Below are 14988 nucleotides of genomic sequence, written 5' to 3' on the forward strand. Positions count from 1 at the left end.
AGATCAGGTTATGGTCAGGTATCAAGATAAAAAAGCGCAAATATCCGCTTCTAATTATCGATTGATTTGATTTATTTTAATCCGCAAGTCAGATCGATGCGCAGCTTGATGATGTCGCGGGCGAATTTCACCGTGAGGTTGGTGGTTTCCCCGGCCTTGACCTCCACCTTGCGCGTGCGCGGCGCCTCCGGGCCGTTGCGGAACACCGCGCTGCACTGGGCGAGAGTCGTTCCATAGTTGTAGAGCAGCACGGCGCCGATGTTGCGGTCGACCTGCTGGCCGGTGGCGGACAGCTCGGCGCCGTTGAGCTGCTTCTCGATCTCGATCGGGTAGGCGGCGGCGGTCAGCGGCAGCAGGGCGGCCAGGGCCAGGCAGAGCTTTTTCATCGGCATTCTCCTTATGGGGATGCACAGGTTAGAGAAGAGGAGGCGGCGATGAAAGCGCCCCGTGTCACGCTGGAGCAATGGCGCACCCTGCAGGCGGTGGTCGACCACGGCGGCTTCGCCCAGGCCGCCGAGGCCCTGCACCGCTCGCAATCCTCGGTGAGCTACACGGTGGCGCGCATGCAGGAGCAGCTGGGCGCGCCGCTGCTGCGCATCGACGGGCGCAAGGCGGTGCTGACCGAGGCCGGCGAGGTGCTGCTGCGCCGCTCGCGCCAACTGGTCAAGCAGGCAAGCCAGCTGGAGGAACTGGCCCACCACATGGAGCAGGGCTGGGAGGCCGAGGTGCGCCTGGTGGTGGACGCCGCCTACCCCACCGCCAACATCGTCCGCGCGCTGTCCGCCTTCATGCCGCAGAGCCGCGGCTGCCGCGTGCGCCTGCGCGAGGAGGTGCTGTCCGGGGTCGAGGAAGTGCTGCACGAGGGCTCCGCCGACCTGGCCATCAGTGCCCTCAACATCACCGGCTACCTGCCGCTGGAGCTAGGCGAGGTGGAATTCATCGCCGTGGCCCATCCGGAACACGCGCTGCACCGGCTGCAGCGCGAGCTGACCTTCCAGGATCTGGAAAGCCAGATGCAGGTGGTGATCCGCGACAGCGGCCGGGTGCAACCACGCGACACCGGCTGGCTCGGCGCCGAACAGCGCTGGACGGTCGGCAGCCTGCCCACCGCACGCACCTTCGTCAGCAGCGGCCTGGGTTTCGCCTGGTTGCCGCGCCACCTGATCGACCGCGAGCTGGCCGAGGGCCTGCTCAAGCCGCTGCCGCTGGAACAGGGCGGCAGGCGTACGCCGCGCTTCCACCTGTACAGCAACAAGGACAAGGTGCTTGGCCCGGCCACGCAGATCCTCATCGAACTGATCCGCAACTTCGACGGCGCCCTGCTGGATGCGCCCTTCGCCGCGCCCCAGGCCAACGAAGACTGAGGACGACTGCATGCCCCACTTCCAGCACAACGGCTGCCGCCTGTACTACGAGGACCACGGCCAGGGCGAACCCCTGCTGCTGGTGCACGGCCTGGGCTCCAGCACCCAGGACTGGGAATACCAGATTCCTCACCTGGCCCGCAGCCGCCGGGTGCTGAGCCTCGACCTGCGCGGCCACGGCCAGTCGGACAAACCGCGCGAGCGCTACAGCATGGCCGGCTTCGCCGCCGACGTGGCGGCGCTGATCGAATATCTGCAGCTGCCGAGAGTGCATCTGCTGGGCATCTCCATGGGCGGCATGGTCGGCTTCCAGCTGGGCGTCGAACGCCCCGAGCTGCTGCGCAGCCTGTGCATCGTCAACAGCGCCCCGGAGGTGAAGGTCAGAAGCGCCGCCGACCTCTGGCAACTGGCCAAACGCTGGAGCCTGTCGCGCCTATTGAGCATGCAGGCGATCGGCAAGGGCCTCGGCCGCATCCTCTTCCCCCATCCGCAACAGGCCGAGCTGCGCGCCAAGATCGAGCAGCGCTGGCCGCAGAACGACAAGCGCGCCTACCTGGCCAGCCTCGACGCCATCATCGGCTGGGGCGTGCGCGAACGCCTGGGCACCATCGACTGTCCTACCCTGGTGGTCGCCGCCGACCGCGACTACACGCCGGTGGCGCTCAAGGAGGCCTATGTGCGCGAACTGCCGAATGCCCGCCTGGTGGTGATAGAACAATCGCGCCACGCCACGCCGATGGACCAGCCGCAACGTTTCAACGCCGTCCTGGAGGAGTTTCTCAGCCAGGTCGAACACCTACCGCAATAGACGACAAGGACCCGCAACCATGCTCAAACGTCTCCTTCTCTCCGCCTGTGGCCTGCTGCTGAGCAGCGCTGTGCTCGCCGCGGAGAATCCCCATGTGCTGCTGACCACCAGCTACGGCGATATCGAGCTGGAGCTGAACGCCGAGAAAGCGCCGATCAGCACGCAGAACTTCCTCGGCTACGTCGACGCCGGCTTCTACAACGGCACCCAGTTCCACCGCGTCATCCCCAACTTCATGATCCAGGGCGGCGGCTTCGATGCCGACATGGGCGAGAAGGACACCTTCAAGCCGATCAAGAACGAGGCCGACAACGGCCTGCGCAACGACCGCGGCACCATCGCCATGGCCCGCACCCAGGTGGTCGACTCGGCCACCAGCCAGTTCTTCATCAACCACAAGGACAACGACTTCCTCAACCATGGCGGGCGCGACTTCGGCTACGCAGTGTTCGGCAAGGTGGTGCGCGGCATGGACGTGGTCGACCGCATCGCCAAGGTGCGCACCGGCAATCGCGGCATGCACCAGAACGTGCCGGTCGAGCCGGTGCTGATCCTCAAGGCGAAGAAGCTCTGAGCTGGTGATCCAGGCGCAGCCGCTCGAGCAGCTGCGCCAGCTCCTCGGCCGCCAGGCCGTAGGTTTCCGGCAAGGCCGCATGGCAGCCGGCCAGCGCCAGCGACAGACGCACGCCCCTGCCCTGCGGCTGCCGCCCCTCGTGGTAGCGCCAGCCGACCATGGCGTTCGACGCCACCCGCACCACCGCGAAACCCTGTACATCGGCCCAGTCCACCCGGTGCGCGCGAAACAGCGCGCTGAAGCTGAAGCCCTCCTCCTCCAGGCGCAGGTAGTTGGCCCCCGGCAGCAGGGCCACGGCGGCCACCAGAGCGCCCAGCGCGAAAACGCCCAGGCAGAACCAGCCAACGCCGCGACCGTCGCGCAGCATCAGCACGGCGATGGCACAGAACACCAGGCACAGCAGCAGTATGCCCAGCCACTTCCAGGGCGACGGGCGCAGCAGCCGGCTCATCGCAGATAGGCTCCGACCTTGCGCTGCAGCAGTTCGACCAGTTCCGGCTGCATGTACTGGTAGTCGTCGGCGATGTCCAGGCAGATCACCCGCTTGCCCTTGAGCCAGGGGCCGAAACGCTGCTGCAGGCGGCGCTGGTGCACCCGCTCCATGACGAAGATCAGCTCGGCCCACTGCACCTGCTCGGCCGACAGCGGCACCTCGGCATCCGCGGCGAGACCGGCCGAATCGCTCTCCACCCCCGGCCAGGCGGCGAACAGCTGCTCCGCCGTAGGGCTGCGCAAGCGATTGCGACTGCAAATGAACAAAGCACGCATCACTGCCCCGCCTCAATGCGATAGGGCAACAGCTCCCGCGCCTGCTCGGCATAGGCCAGCAGCGCCGGCCTTTCCTCGGCGAGGAAGTCGGCCACCGCGGCGCGCAGCCCGGGGTGCAGCAGGTAGTGCCAGGAGCGGGTGACGACCGGCTCGAAGCCACGGATCAGCTTGTGTTCGCCCTGGGCGCCGGCGTCAAAGCACTGCAGCCCCTCGGCGATGGCCAGCTCGATGCCCTGGTAGAAGCAGGTCTCGAAGTGCAGGCGATCGAAGTCGCCCAGGCAACCCCAGTAGCGGCCATACAGCCTGCTGGCGTCCTGCAGCGAAAACGCCATCGCCACCGCGCGCCCAGAGCGCCGGGCCGTGACCACGCGAATCGCCTGCGGCATGCGCTCGGCCAGCAGGCTGAAGAACGTCCGGGTCAGATAGGGCGCGCGGCGGCGCACCCGATAGGTACTGGCGTAGCAGGCATGGACGAAGTCCCAGTCCGCCTCGCTCAGCTCGTCGCCACGCTGCCAGCGGAAATCGATGCCCTGCCCTGCCACCTGCTCGCGCTCCTTGCGCAGCTGCTTGCGCTTGCGCGAGCTGAGGGCGTCGAGGAAGTCCCGAAAGTCGCGGTAGCCGCGATTGCGCCAGTGGTACTGGCAGTCGAGACGCTGCAGCCAACCCTCACGCCCCTCGAACAGGGCATCGTCCTCGGGGCGCAGGAAGTTGATATGCAGGCCGGACAGGCCCTCGCCCTCCAGGCCCGCGGTAAGCGCGTCGAGCAGCGCGCCGGCCTGCTGCGCATCGCCCAGCAGGCGCGGGCCACTCACCGGGCTGAAGGGCACGGCGCCGAGCAGCTTGGGGTAGTAGGCGATACCGGCACGCCGGCAGGCATCGGCCCAGGCCATGTCGAACACATACTCGCCGTAGGAATGCGCCTTGATATAGGCCGGCAAGGCGGCAACGGTCACGCCGCGCTCGTCGCGCATCACCCGATGGGCCGGCAGCCAGCCGCAATGGGCGCCGACACTGCCGCTGTCCTCCAGCGCAGAGAGAAAGGCGTGACACAGGAAGGGCTGGGCCTCAGGCAACAGGGCGTCCCAGTTGGCGGAGCCGATCTCGGCAAGACTGTTCAGGGTAAGCAATGGCATGCCGCCAGTCTGGCGTTTCGTCGAAACGAAAAAAAGCCCCGCGCAGGCGGGGCTCTTAGGAGGAGCAGGTGATGCGTTTTTAGTTAGAACACGTACTGGGCGCGCAGGGAGATAGCTTTGCCATCGTCGTCGTCGTTGCCTGCGGCAAAACGGCCGTTCTGCAGTCTGACGGTATCGTTGTCGGACTTGGTCATCAGATAGTTGGCCGACAGTTTGACCGCCTCGTTGACGTACCAGTTGACGCCGATGGTGTGCACCTTGGCCTCGGACTCGTCGATGGCGACGCCACCAACGGTAGCCATGGTCGCGTCGTCTTCCACGCTCAGGTTGTCGTAGCGGTAGAAGACTTCCCAGGCGCCGCCGACCTTGTCCACCGGCTTGATGGCGTCGAACTTGGCACCGTCCAGCTTGTAGATGCGCGATTCGCCGGTCAGGGTGTAGGCCAGCTGCACGTTGTAGCCGGTGGCCTCGCGGTCGCCGTTGGTCTTGTAGCCGCTCAGGTCGCGCTTGAGGTATTCGCTCTGCACGGAGAACGGACCATACATATAGGCGAACTCCAGACCCATGACCTCGTCATCCTCGAAGCCACCTGTTGCGCCGGCGTCGGCCGGGGCCAGGATCAGCTGGTCCGAGTTAGTCTGGTTCTCGGAAACACCGCGTACGCCCAGACGGGAGCGGATGCGACCATCGAACTTGGTGCCGTCGCGCTCGTTGCCGTAGCTGCGGGTGGCATAGTCCAGACCGAAGTGCAGGACCTGGGTCTCGCTGACGATCGGGGCGAACACGCCACGCATGAAGTAGCTGTTGACGTCCTTGCCGTCCTCGTCTTCCAGGTAGACACCGGAGTCCTGCTGCTGGAGGCTGGCGGAGCCGTAGAACATGCCGCCGTAGGTGCCATTGACCTGGATGCCCATGCCGTTTTCGTGGTCGGTGGTCCAGGAGGCCAGATCCAGAACCGCGGAGCGCTCGATGGCGGTCACCCACTTGGAGCTGGTGGCCTTCTCCAGGCTGTAGTCCGGGTCGAAGCGACCTACACGGATATTGATCGGGGCGAAGCCGGTGTAGGTGATGGTGGCTTCGTCGAACTTGTTCTCGTTGCTACGGTTGTCGCCGAAGTCGTAGTTGATCTGGTAGCGCCAGTCCTTGTAGTTACCGCCGATCTCGATCTGGGCGCGGCGGAAGTAGGCCTCGTTGGCCCCCTCGTTGTTGGTAGTGTAGAAACCGTCGAAGGAGTCGAAGTCCGCTTGGATGCGGCCACCCAGCTTGAAGCTGTACTGCTTGTCGGTGGTGGCGACTTCCAGGCCGCTCTTGGTCTTGATGACGAGATCGGCGCCGTCGGTGGTGACGGTGCCGGCGAGAGCCTGGGCGGAGACGGCCAGAGCCAGGGCGCTGGCTGCAAAACCGGCGAATTGCTTGCGGATCATCGAAGGATTCCCCTATTGGTCTTAAGCGTTGGAAAACACTTGGGCTGGGCCCTTGGTGTTGGGGGGGAATCTTGGCGGGGGGTTATTTCAGCGCAGTTGTATTTAGATGAAAGTTACATGACACAGGAACTTTTAAATTCTAATAAGAATAAATGGAGAAGCCCCAGCCGCACCGCTGTGGACAGATTGCCCAAGCTGCCACGGTCAGCGCTCAGCTCTACAGCCTGATCGCCGCCGGCAAGACCAATGGCCAGAAGCCCTATGTCGGGCTGTACCACACTCAGGAGCGCCTGCCTGCTGCCGAGGAAGAGGGTGTGCTACACATCCATCACCAAGGAGACCGCCGGCGCGCTCAAGGGCGAGTACGGCGACGCGCCGACCTGCTCGAACCCGAGCTAGCGGCGCAGAAGGGCTTCGCCCTGGCCGAGCAGGCCATCGACGATGTGCTGGCCTACGCCCTGTTCCCGCAGATCGGCCTCAAGCTCCTGGAGAACCACGGTAACCCGGCTACCTTCGAGCCGGCACCGAACATCCTGGAGCCAGTGGTGCACGAGACCTCCCGAGTCCTGCACGGTCGAAGTCAGTGGCCACAGCTTCGTCGTACGGGTGAGTGGCGGCCATGGCAAAGCCGGCGAAGCAATGCCGCGGCGGTGGAGCCCCCTCAACTTCGTCGGCTGATGCCGAACGGCCCCCGGTGACAGGGGCTTCGCTTTTCTGGAGAACCACATGGAAGTCAGCAAGACCCGCACCAGCTTCTACCGCCGCCTCTACGTGGCCTGGCTGATCGACAGTGGCGCCGCCACCAGCGTGCCGGCGCTAGTGGAGGCCACCGGCATGCCGCGGCGCACCGCCCAGGACACCCTGGCCGCGCTCGCCGAGCTGGATATCCAGTGCGACTTCGTCCAGCACCCGGGCGAGCGCAACAACGCCGGCCACTACCTGATCCGCGACTGGGGCCCAATCGACCGCGACTGGGTCGCGAATAACCTGGCGCAGATCCGCGCGCTGCTCGGCTATCCCTGACCCCCGCGGAGCATTGTTGTACAAAAATTCTTGACTTGTACAAGAATTTGCTCAGGATAAGTTGTACACGCAGATATTGATGTACAACTTTTCCGGAGTCAGCCATGCGTATCGGCATCAGTGCTTGCCTTCTCGGCGAACGGGTCCGCTTCAACGGAGGCCACAAGGCCTCGCGCCTGTGCCTGGAAACCCTCGCCCGACACTTCGAGCTGGTCCCCCTCTGCCCGGAGATGGCCATCGGCCTGGGCACGCCGCGCGAGGCCATCCGCCTGGTCGGCGACCCCGCCGCGCCGCGCGCGGTGGCCAGCCGGGACGCCAGCCGCGACTTCAGCGAGCCGCTGCGTGCCTATGGCGAAAAGGTCGCCGATGAACTGCACGATCTGTGCGGCTTCGTCCTCATGCAGAAGTCGCCGTCCTGCGGCCTGCAGCGGGTCAAGCTGTACCGCGACGACGGCCGGCCGGTGGACGGCGGCTCTACCGGCATCTTTGCCGCCGCCCTGCAGGCGCGCCGCCCGGAACTGCCGCTGGAGGAGGAAGGCCGCCTGCACGACCCGGTGCTGCGCGAAAACTTCCTCAATCGCGTGTTCGTCTACGCCCGCTGGCAGCGCCTGTTGGCCGACGGCCTGAGCCGACGCGCCCTGCTCGACTTCCACGCCCGCCACAAGTACCTGCTGATGGCCACCAGCCCGCAGCAGCAACACGCCCTCGGCCGCCTGCTGGCCGATGCCGGGCGCCAGGACCCGGCCGAGCTCGGCCCGCGCTACTTCCGCCAGCTGATGGCGGCGCTCGGCCTGCGCGCCAGCCGCGGCACCCACAGCAACGTGCTGCAGCACCTGAGCGGCTACCTCAAGCGCGCGCTCAGCCGCGAGGAGAAGCACGAGCTGCAGCGACTGATCGACCAGTACCGCGGCGGCGTGGTGCCGCTGGTGGCGCCGCTGACCCTGTTGCGCCACCACTTCCGTCGCCATCCCGATCAGTACGTGGCGCGCCAGGACTACCTGCAGCCCTACCCCGACGAGCTGAGCCTGAGAAACCAGCTATGAGCGAGACGCCCCTCGACTACCAGGCCGCCATCGCCCAAGGCTGGTTGCCCATCCGCGAGGTGGCGCAACGTACCGGGGTCAACCCGGTGACCCTGCGCGCCTGGGAGCGCCGCTACGGCCTGGTGGTGCCGCAGCGCACCTGCAAGGGTCATCGCCTCTATTCGCCTGAGCAGATCGCGCGCATCCAGGCAGTGCTGACCTGGCTCAACCGCGGCGTCGCGGTCGGCCAGGTCAGGGAACTGATCGCCCTGGAGCGTCCGCCACAGCCCACGGGCGACGATCCCTGGCAGCGCCTGCGCGAAGAACTGCTGCAACACATCGTGCGCCAGGCCCAGCGTCCGCTGGACGAGGCCTTCAACCGCGCCCAGGCGCTGTACCCGCCAGGCCTGCTGTGCGCGCGCCTGCTGCTGCCGCTGCTCGACGATCTGCAGCAGCGCTGGCGCGACCTGGCGTTCGGCGCCCAGCTGGAGCGGGTGTTCTTCCACTCCTGGCTGCGCAGCAAGCTCGGCACGCGCCTGCACCACGACAACCGCCAGCGCGCTGGCGCGCCGCTGCTGCTGGTCAATCAGTCCGAGCTCCCGTTCGAACCCGGCCTGTGGCTGTGCGCCTGGCTGGTCGGCAGCGCCGGCTGCCCGGCGCAGGTGCTGGACTGGTCGGTGCCGAGCAGCGAGCTGGTGCAGGCGGTGGACCATATCGCCCCGCGCGCCCTGCTCCTCTATTCCAGCCAGGCCCTGGCCACCGCGCAGCGGCACCAGCTACCGCGCCTGGTCGAGGCCTGCGCCGTACCGCTGCTGCTGGTCGGCCCGGCGGCGAGCATCCACGCCGAGGAACTGGGCGCCATCCCGGGGCTGGACCTGGCCGCCGACCCGCTGCTCGCCGAGCGCCGGCTGCGCGAACTGAGACTGCTGGAGGAACCCCAATGCACCAGTTGATCTGGCTGCGCAGCGACCTGCGGACCCGCGACAACAGCGCCCTGAGCGCCGCCATGGCGGCCGGGCCGACCCTGGCCCTGTACCTGATCAGCCCGCAGCAGTGGCACGAACACGACGATGCGCCCTGCAAGGTCGACTTCTGGCTGCGCAACCTCGCCGAACTGAAGACGGCGCTGGCCGAGCTCAACGTGCCGCTGCTGGTCCGCCAGGCGCCGCGCTGGAGCGATGCGCCGCAGGTGCTGGCGCAACTGTGCCGCGAACAGCGCATCGCCACGCTGTGGATCAACGACGAGTACGGCATCCACGAGAGCCGTCGCGACCAGGCCGTGGCCGAGGCCCTGGCGAAACAGGGCGTGACCCTGCAGCGGCGCCTCGACCAGCTGCTGCTGCAGCCCGGCAGCGTGCTGACCAAGGCGGGTGGCTACTTCCAGGTCTACAGCCAGTTCCGCAAGCTCTGCTACCAGCGCCTGCATGCCGCCCTGCCGGCCGTGCTGCCACGCCCGTCCGCACAGGCACCGCTGGAAATCGCCGGCGATCCCATCCCGCGAGCTGTGGAGGGTTTCGCCACCCCCGCACAGTCCCTGCGCGCCCGCTGGCCGGCCGGCGAGGCCGCCGCCCTGCAGCGCCTCGGCGAGTTCGCCGAACAGCGCATGAGCGAGTACCAGGAGCGCCGCGACTTCCCCGGCCTGGACGGCACCAGCCAGCTGTCCGCCTACCTCGCCGCCGGCGTGCTGTCGCCGCGCCAGTGCCTGCATGCGGCGCTGCGCATCAACCGAGGCGAGTTCGACAGCGGCAACGTCGGCGCGCTGACCTGGATCAACGAGCTGCTCTGGCGCGAGTTCTACAAGCACATCCTGGTCGGCTACCCGCGCGTCTCGCGGCACCGCGCCTTTCGCGCCGAAACCGAGGCGCTGCCCTGGCGCCGCGCACCGGACGAGCTGGCCGCCTGGCAGCAGGGGCGCACCGGCATCCCCATAGTCGACGCCGCCATGCGCCAGCTGCTGACCACCGGCTGGATGCACAACCGCCTGCGCATGCTGGTGGCGATGTTCCTGAGCAAGAACCTGCTGATCGATTGGCGCGAAGGCGAACGCTTCTTCATGCGCCAGCTGATCGACGGCGACCTGGCCGCCAACAACGGCGGCTGGCAGTGGAGCGCCTCCACCGGCACCGACGCGGCGCCGTACTTCCGCATCTTCAACCCGATCAGCCAGTCGCGCAAATTCGACCCCGAGGGCGACTTCATCCGCACCTGGGTGCCGGAACTGGCCGGGCTGAGCAAGCGCGATATCCACGACCCTTCGGCCCTGGGCGGTCTGTTTGGCGTGGCCGCTTACCCACGGCCAATAGTCGACCTGGGCCGCTCGCGCGAGCGTGCCCTGCAGGCGTTCAAGAACCTGCCCAAGGCGGAGGTGGCCGATGTCTGAGTTCCTGCGCCAGTTCGCCGACCAGTTCGCCGCGCTCGACGCCGGCAACCTGCGACGGCTCGGCGAGCTGTACAGCGACGACGTGCTGTTCCGCGACCCGCTGCACGAGATCCGGGGCCTGCCGGCGCTGCAGCGCTACTTCGCCGAGCTGTACGCCAACCTGGACCAGCTCGATTTCGCGTTCCACGGCCACGACCAGATCGGCGAGGGCCAAGGCTACCTGCGCTGGACCATGACCTATCGCCACCCACATCTGCGTGGCGGCGCGCCGCTCGGCGTCGACGGCTGCTCGCACCTGCTGTGGCGCGACAGGGTCTACCAGCACCGCGACTACTTCGATGCCGGCGCCCTGCTCTACGAACACCTGCCGCTGATGGGGGGCGTCATCGCCTGGCTGAAGCGGAGGCTGGCATGAGCAGGCGCATCTGGCTCACCGGTGCCAGCAGCGGCATCGGCGCCGCCCTGGCGGAAGTCCTGCTGCTCCAGGGCCACCTGCTCGCCGTGAGCGCGCGCAGCGCCGGCGCCCTGCGCGAGCTGGCCGATCGCTTCCCCGGCCAGGTACTGGTGGCCCCCGGCGACCTGAGCGACGCCGAGCAGGTGCGCGCCATCGGCGAGCGCATCGCCGAGCGCTGGGGCGCGCTGGACCAGGTGATCCTCAACGCCGGCACCTGCGAGTACGTCGAGGTCGCCGACTTCCAGGCGGCCATCATCGAGCGGGTCATGCACAGCAACCTGATCGCCGCCGCCCACTGCGTGGAGGCGGCCCTGCCGCTGCTGCGCGCCGGCGACAGGCCGCACCTGGTGGCGGTTTCCAGCTCGGTGACCTTCCTGCCGCTGCCGCGCGCCGAGGCCTATGGCGCGTCCAAGGCGGCGCTGCGCTACCTGTTCGAGGCGCTGCGCATCGACCTGGCTACCGAGGGCATCGACGTCAGCCTGGTCAGCCCCGGCTTCGTCGACACCCCGCTGACGCGCAACAACGATTTCCCCATGCCGATGCGCTGGCCGGTGGACAAGGCCGCCCGCCATATCGCCAGGTGCCTGGAACGGCGCCCCTACGAGATCGCCTTCCCGACACCCTTTATCGCCACCCTGCTGCTGCTCGCCCACCTGCCCAAGGGCCTGCAGCTGGCCCTCGGCAAGCGCCTTGCGCGCACGGAGCCACGCCCATGAAGATCGCCATAGTCGGCGGCGGCATCGCCGGCCTGACCTCCGCCTACCTGCTCGCCCGCAGGCACGAGATCCAGCTGTTCGAGGCCGGCCCCCGCATCGGCGGCCACACCCACACGGTGGACGTCGAGGTGCAGGGCAGGTCCTATGCGATCGACACCGGTTTCATCGTGTTCAACGACTGGACCTACCCCAACTTCATCCGCCTCATGGACAGGCTGGGCGTCGCCTCGAAGCCCACCGAGATGAGCTTCTCGGTGAGCGATCCGCGCAGCGGCGTGGAATACAACGGCAACAACCTCAACAGTCTGTTCGCCCAGCGCGGCAACCTGCTGCGCCCGGCCTTCTGGGGCATGCTGCGCGACATCCTGCGCTTCAACCGCGAGGCGCTGAGCGACCTGGCCGAGCAGCGCATCGCCGCCGACCTGACCCTCGGCGCCTACCTGGAGCGGGGCGGCTACGGCCGGCGCTTCGTCGAGCACTACATAGTGCCGATGGGCGCGGCCATCTGGTCCATGTCGCCGTCCGACATGCTCGACTTTCCGCTGCGCTTCTTCGTGCGCTTCTTCAAGAACCACGGCCTGCTGTCGGTCAACGACCGCCCGCAGTGGCGGGTGATCGCCGGCGGCTCGCGCAGCTACCTGGGGCCGCTGAGCGCCGGCTTCGCCGAGCGCATCCGTCTGAACTGCCCGGTACAACGTGTCGAGCGCAGCAACCAGGGCGTGCGAGTGCACAGCCCGGCCGGCGCGGAGCGCTTCGACAAGGTGGTGTTCGCCTGCCACAGCGACCAGGCCCTGGCCATGCTGGCCGCGCCGAGCGCGGCCGAACGGGCGATCCTCGGCGCCCTGCGCTATGCCGACAACGAGGTGGTGCTGCACAGCGACACCCGCCTGCTGCCCAGGCGCCGGCTGGCCTGGGCCAGCTGGAACTATCGCCTGGGCGGGCCGCGCGCGCAGCCGGCGGCGGTCACCTACAACATGAATATCCTGCAGGGCATCCGCAGCCGGACCACCTTCTGCGTCAGCCTCAACCAGACGGCGGCCATCGACCCGGCGCGGATACTCGGCCGCTTCAGCTACGCCCACCCGCAGTACAGCCTGGACGGCATCGAAGCCCAGGCCCGCTGGGATGAACTCTGCGGCGCGCAGCACAGCTACTACTGCGGCGCCTACTGGGCCAACGGTTTCCACGAGGACGGCGTGGTCAGCGCCCTGCGCGTGGCGCGCGCCTTCGGAGAGCAGCTGTGAACAGCGCGCTGTATCAGGGCTGGGTCGGGCACCGCCGACACCTGCCGCGCGGCCATGCCTTCCGCTACCGCATGGGCCTGCTCTACCTCGACCTGGCCGAGCAGGACGCCGTGCTCGCCCTGTCGCCGCTGGCCGGGCGCTCGCGCTGGGCACCCTTGGCCTTTCGCGAGAGCGACTTCCTGCCACAGTTCACCCGCCACGGCATGCGCCTGGCCGACGCCGTGCGCCAGCGCGTGGGCGAGGCGCTGGGCGTGGCGCCGCGCGGGCGCATCTGCCTGCTGGCCCAGCCGCGCAGCTGGGGCCTGGCCTTCAACCCGGCGAGCTTCTTCTATTGCTTCGACGAGCAGGAGCGCCTGCAGGCCATCCTCTGCGAAGTCAGCAACACGCCTTGGCGCGAGCGCTACCACTACGTGCTGCCGGCCAACGCGCAGGGCGAGTCGCGCCACCGCGTGGCCAAGAGCTTTCACGTCTCACCCTTCCTGCCGCGCGAGCTGGAGTACCGCATGCGCTACTCGGTGCCCGGCGAGCACCTGCATATCCATATGGAAGACTGGCAGGGCGCGGACAAGCTGTTCGAGGCCGGCCTCGGCCTGCGCCGCACCCCGCTCAGCCGCGCCAGCCTGCACCGGCACCTGCTGGCCTTCCCCTGGATGAGCGCCAAGACCCTGCTCGGCATCTACTGGCAGGCCCTGCGCCTGCTGCTCAAACGCATCCCGATCCATTCCCATCGAGCCGCGGACGGCGAATTCCGCGCCGCCCATCTGGAGCCCCGCCATGAAGAGCCCTGACCTGACTTCCGCGAAAACCAGCGTGCGCACCGGCAACGGCATAGGCGCGGGTCTGCTCAAGCGTGCCGTGCTGCGTCAGCTCGGCCGGCTGCGCCACGGCCAACTGACGATCATCGAGGATGGCGAACGGCAGACCTTCGGCCAGACCGGCGCGCCGCTGCACGCAGAAATCCAGGTGCAAGACGCCGCCGTCTGGGCCATGGTCGCCGGCAACGGCTCGATCGGCGCCGGCGAGGCCTATATCCACGGCTACTGGAGCAGCCCGGACCTGACCGCGGTGGTGCGCGTGTTCGTCGCCAACCTCGACGTGCTGGACGGCATGGAGCGCGGCCTGGCCCTGCTCGGCCGCCCACTGCTGCAGGGCCTGCACTGGCTCAACCGCAACACCCGCCGGGGCTCGCGCCGCAACATCGCCGCCCATTACGACCTGGGCAACGCGCTGTTCGAGCAGTTCCTCGACCCGACCATGATGTACTCGGCGGCCATGTTCCAGAGCGAGCAGGACAGCCTCGAGCAGGCCCAGCTGAACAAGCTCGAACGCATCTGCCAGAAGCTGGAGCTCAAGCCCGACGACCACCTGCTGGAGATCGGTACCGGCTGGGGCAGCATGGCCCTCTATGCGGCCAGCCACTATGGCTGCCGAGTGACCACCACCACCCTGTCGCGCGAGCAGTACGAATACACCCGCCAGCGCATCGAGCAGCAGGGCCTGCAGCAGCGCATCACCCTGCTGCTGGAGGACTACCGCGACCTCGACGGCCAGTTCGACAAGCTGGTGTCGATCGAGATGGTCGAGGCGGTCGGCCACCGCTTCCTGCCCACCTACTTCCAGCAATGCGCGCGCCTGCTCAAGGACGACGGGCTGATGTTGCTGCAGGCCATCACCATCCGCGACCAGCGCTACGAGCAGGCGCGCAAGTCGGTGGACTTCATCCAGCGCTACATCTTTCCCGGCGGCGCCCTGCCCTCGGTGCACAAGATGCTGGAGATCGTCAGTCGCGACACCGACCTCAACCTGCACCACATGGAAGACTTCGGCCTACACTACGCGCGCACCCTGCGCCTGTGGCACGACAACCTGCGCCGCGCCCGTCACCGCCTGGAGCAGCTGGGCTACGACGACCATTTCTGCCGCCTGTGGGAGTTCTACCTGTGCTACTGCGAGGGCGGCTTCCTCGAGCGCAGCATCGGCACCGCCCAGCTGCTGCTGGCCAAGCAAGGCGCGCGCCCGGCGCCGCTGCTGGGCAACTTCGCAGCCTAACCCCCCTCTCCCCTTGGGAGAGGGCCGGG

General features: G+C 67.7%; 17 protein-coding genes and 1 pseudogene. 13 read left to right on the forward strand and 5 right to left on the reverse strand.

The window, feature by feature from the left end:
* Positions 1–71: 71 nt before the first annotated feature.
* Entirely contained in the window at positions 72–386 is a 315-nt protein-coding gene (locus AAFN46_RS10535) for a 3-phosphoglycerate kinase (RefSeq protein ID WP_347808643.1), read from the reverse strand.
* A gap of 48 nt (positions 387–434) precedes the next feature.
* Between AAFN46_RS10535 and AAFN46_RS10540 the strand changes: the two genes are divergently transcribed.
* The 3 genes from AAFN46_RS10540 to AAFN46_RS10550 are packed head-to-tail and all read left to right on the forward strand — an operon-like array spanning position 435 to position 2746.
* Positions 435–1364, forward strand: coding sequence for a LysR family transcriptional regulator (locus AAFN46_RS10540; RefSeq protein WP_347808644.1), 930 nt, complete (start codon positions 435–437; stop codon positions 1362–1364).
* 10 nt (positions 1365–1374) lie between these two features.
* A complete protein-coding gene (locus AAFN46_RS10545) occupies positions 1375–2172 on the forward strand; it encodes an alpha/beta hydrolase (protein ID WP_347808645.1) in 798 nt (265 codons plus the stop codon).
* A 19-nt stretch (positions 2173–2191) separates the two neighbouring features.
* Entirely contained in the window at positions 2192–2746 is a 555-nt protein-coding gene (locus tag AAFN46_RS10550) for a peptidylprolyl isomerase (RefSeq protein ID WP_347808646.1), read from the forward strand.
* Here the strand turns inward: AAFN46_RS10550 and AAFN46_RS10555 are convergent.
* From AAFN46_RS10555 to AAFN46_RS10570, 4 genes are all read right to left on the reverse strand, one after another.
* Entirely contained in the window at positions 2727–3197 is a 471-nt protein-coding gene (locus AAFN46_RS10555) for a hypothetical protein (RefSeq protein WP_347808647.1), read from the reverse strand. The two genes, AAFN46_RS10550 and AAFN46_RS10555, sit on opposite strands and share 20 nt — an antisense overlap.
* A complete protein-coding gene (locus AAFN46_RS10560) occupies positions 3194–3517 on the reverse strand; it encodes a low molecular weight protein tyrosine phosphatase family protein (RefSeq protein ID WP_347808648.1) in 324 nt (107 codons plus the stop codon). Before AAFN46_RS10560 ends, AAFN46_RS10555 begins: the two co-directional genes overlap by 4 nt.
* Positions 3514–4647, reverse strand: coding sequence for a GNAT family N-acetyltransferase (locus tag AAFN46_RS10565; RefSeq protein WP_347808649.1), 1134 nt, complete (start codon positions 4645–4647; stop codon positions 3514–3516). The genes AAFN46_RS10560 and AAFN46_RS10565 overlap by 4 nt, the downstream gene beginning before the upstream one ends.
* 83 nt (positions 4648–4730) lie before the next feature.
* Positions 4731–6071 (reverse strand): porin, encoded by a 1341-nt coding sequence (locus tag AAFN46_RS10570; protein WP_347808650.1) that lies wholly within the window; start codon positions 6069–6071, stop codon positions 4731–4733.
* 294 nt (positions 6072–6365) lie between these two features.
* Between AAFN46_RS10570 and AAFN46_RS10575 the strand changes: the two are divergent.
* The 10 genes and pseudogenes from AAFN46_RS10575 to AAFN46_RS10620 form a co-directional block, all read left to right on the forward strand.
* A pseudogene (locus tag AAFN46_RS10575) lies at positions 6366–6689 on the forward strand (oxaloacetate decarboxylase); the annotation flags it as partial.
* Positions 6690–6797: 108 nt separating this feature from the next.
* The gene (locus AAFN46_RS10580; protein ID WP_347808651.1) at positions 6798–7094 is read left to right on the forward strand and encodes a winged helix-turn-helix domain-containing protein; all 297 of its coding nucleotides are present in this window, start codon (positions 6798–6800) and stop codon (positions 7092–7094) included.
* A gap of 104 nt (positions 7095–7198) precedes the next feature.
* A complete protein-coding gene (locus AAFN46_RS10585; RefSeq protein ID WP_347808652.1) occupies positions 7199–8137 on the forward strand; it encodes a DUF523 and DUF1722 domain-containing protein in 939 nt (312 codons plus the stop codon).
* Positions 8134–9069 (forward strand): MerR family transcriptional regulator, encoded by a 936-nt coding sequence (locus AAFN46_RS10590; protein ID WP_347808653.1) that lies wholly within the window; start codon positions 8134–8136, stop codon positions 9067–9069. Before AAFN46_RS10585 ends, AAFN46_RS10590 begins: the two co-directional genes overlap by 4 nt.
* Entirely contained in the window at positions 9057–10496 is a 1440-nt protein-coding gene (phrB, locus tag AAFN46_RS10595) for a deoxyribodipyrimidine photo-lyase (RefSeq protein ID WP_347808654.1), read from the forward strand. Before AAFN46_RS10590 ends, phrB begins: the two co-directional genes overlap by 13 nt.
* Positions 10489–10911 (forward strand): nuclear transport factor 2 family protein, encoded by a 423-nt coding sequence (locus AAFN46_RS10600; RefSeq protein ID WP_347808655.1) that lies wholly within the window; start codon positions 10489–10491, stop codon positions 10909–10911. The genes phrB and AAFN46_RS10600 overlap by 8 nt, the downstream gene beginning before the upstream one ends.
* Complete coding sequence (locus AAFN46_RS10605) at positions 10908–11666, forward strand: SDR family NAD(P)-dependent oxidoreductase (RefSeq protein WP_347808656.1); 759 nt, start codon at positions 10908–10910, stop codon at positions 11664–11666. The genes AAFN46_RS10600 and AAFN46_RS10605 overlap by 4 nt, the downstream gene beginning before the upstream one ends.
* Complete coding sequence (locus AAFN46_RS10610; protein WP_347808657.1) at positions 11663–12910, forward strand: FAD-dependent oxidoreductase; 1248 nt, start codon at positions 11663–11665, stop codon at positions 12908–12910. The genes AAFN46_RS10605 and AAFN46_RS10610 overlap by 4 nt, the downstream gene beginning before the upstream one ends.
* A complete protein-coding gene (locus tag AAFN46_RS10615; RefSeq protein ID WP_347808658.1) occupies positions 12907–13698 on the forward strand; it encodes a DUF1365 domain-containing protein in 792 nt (263 codons plus the stop codon). Before AAFN46_RS10610 ends, AAFN46_RS10615 begins: the two co-directional genes overlap by 4 nt.
* On the forward strand, positions 13685–14959 hold the full coding sequence (locus AAFN46_RS10620; protein WP_347808659.1) for a cyclopropane-fatty-acyl-phospholipid synthase family protein: 1275 nt from the start codon (positions 13685–13687) through the stop codon (positions 14957–14959). The genes AAFN46_RS10615 and AAFN46_RS10620 overlap by 14 nt, the downstream gene beginning before the upstream one ends.
* The last annotated feature ends 29 nt before the right edge of the window (positions 14960–14988 follow it).

The organism is Pseudomonas sp. CAU 1711, assembly GCF_039888625.1.
Taxonomy (GTDB): Bacteria; Pseudomonadota; Gammaproteobacteria; order Pseudomonadales; family Pseudomonadaceae; genus Aquipseudomonas.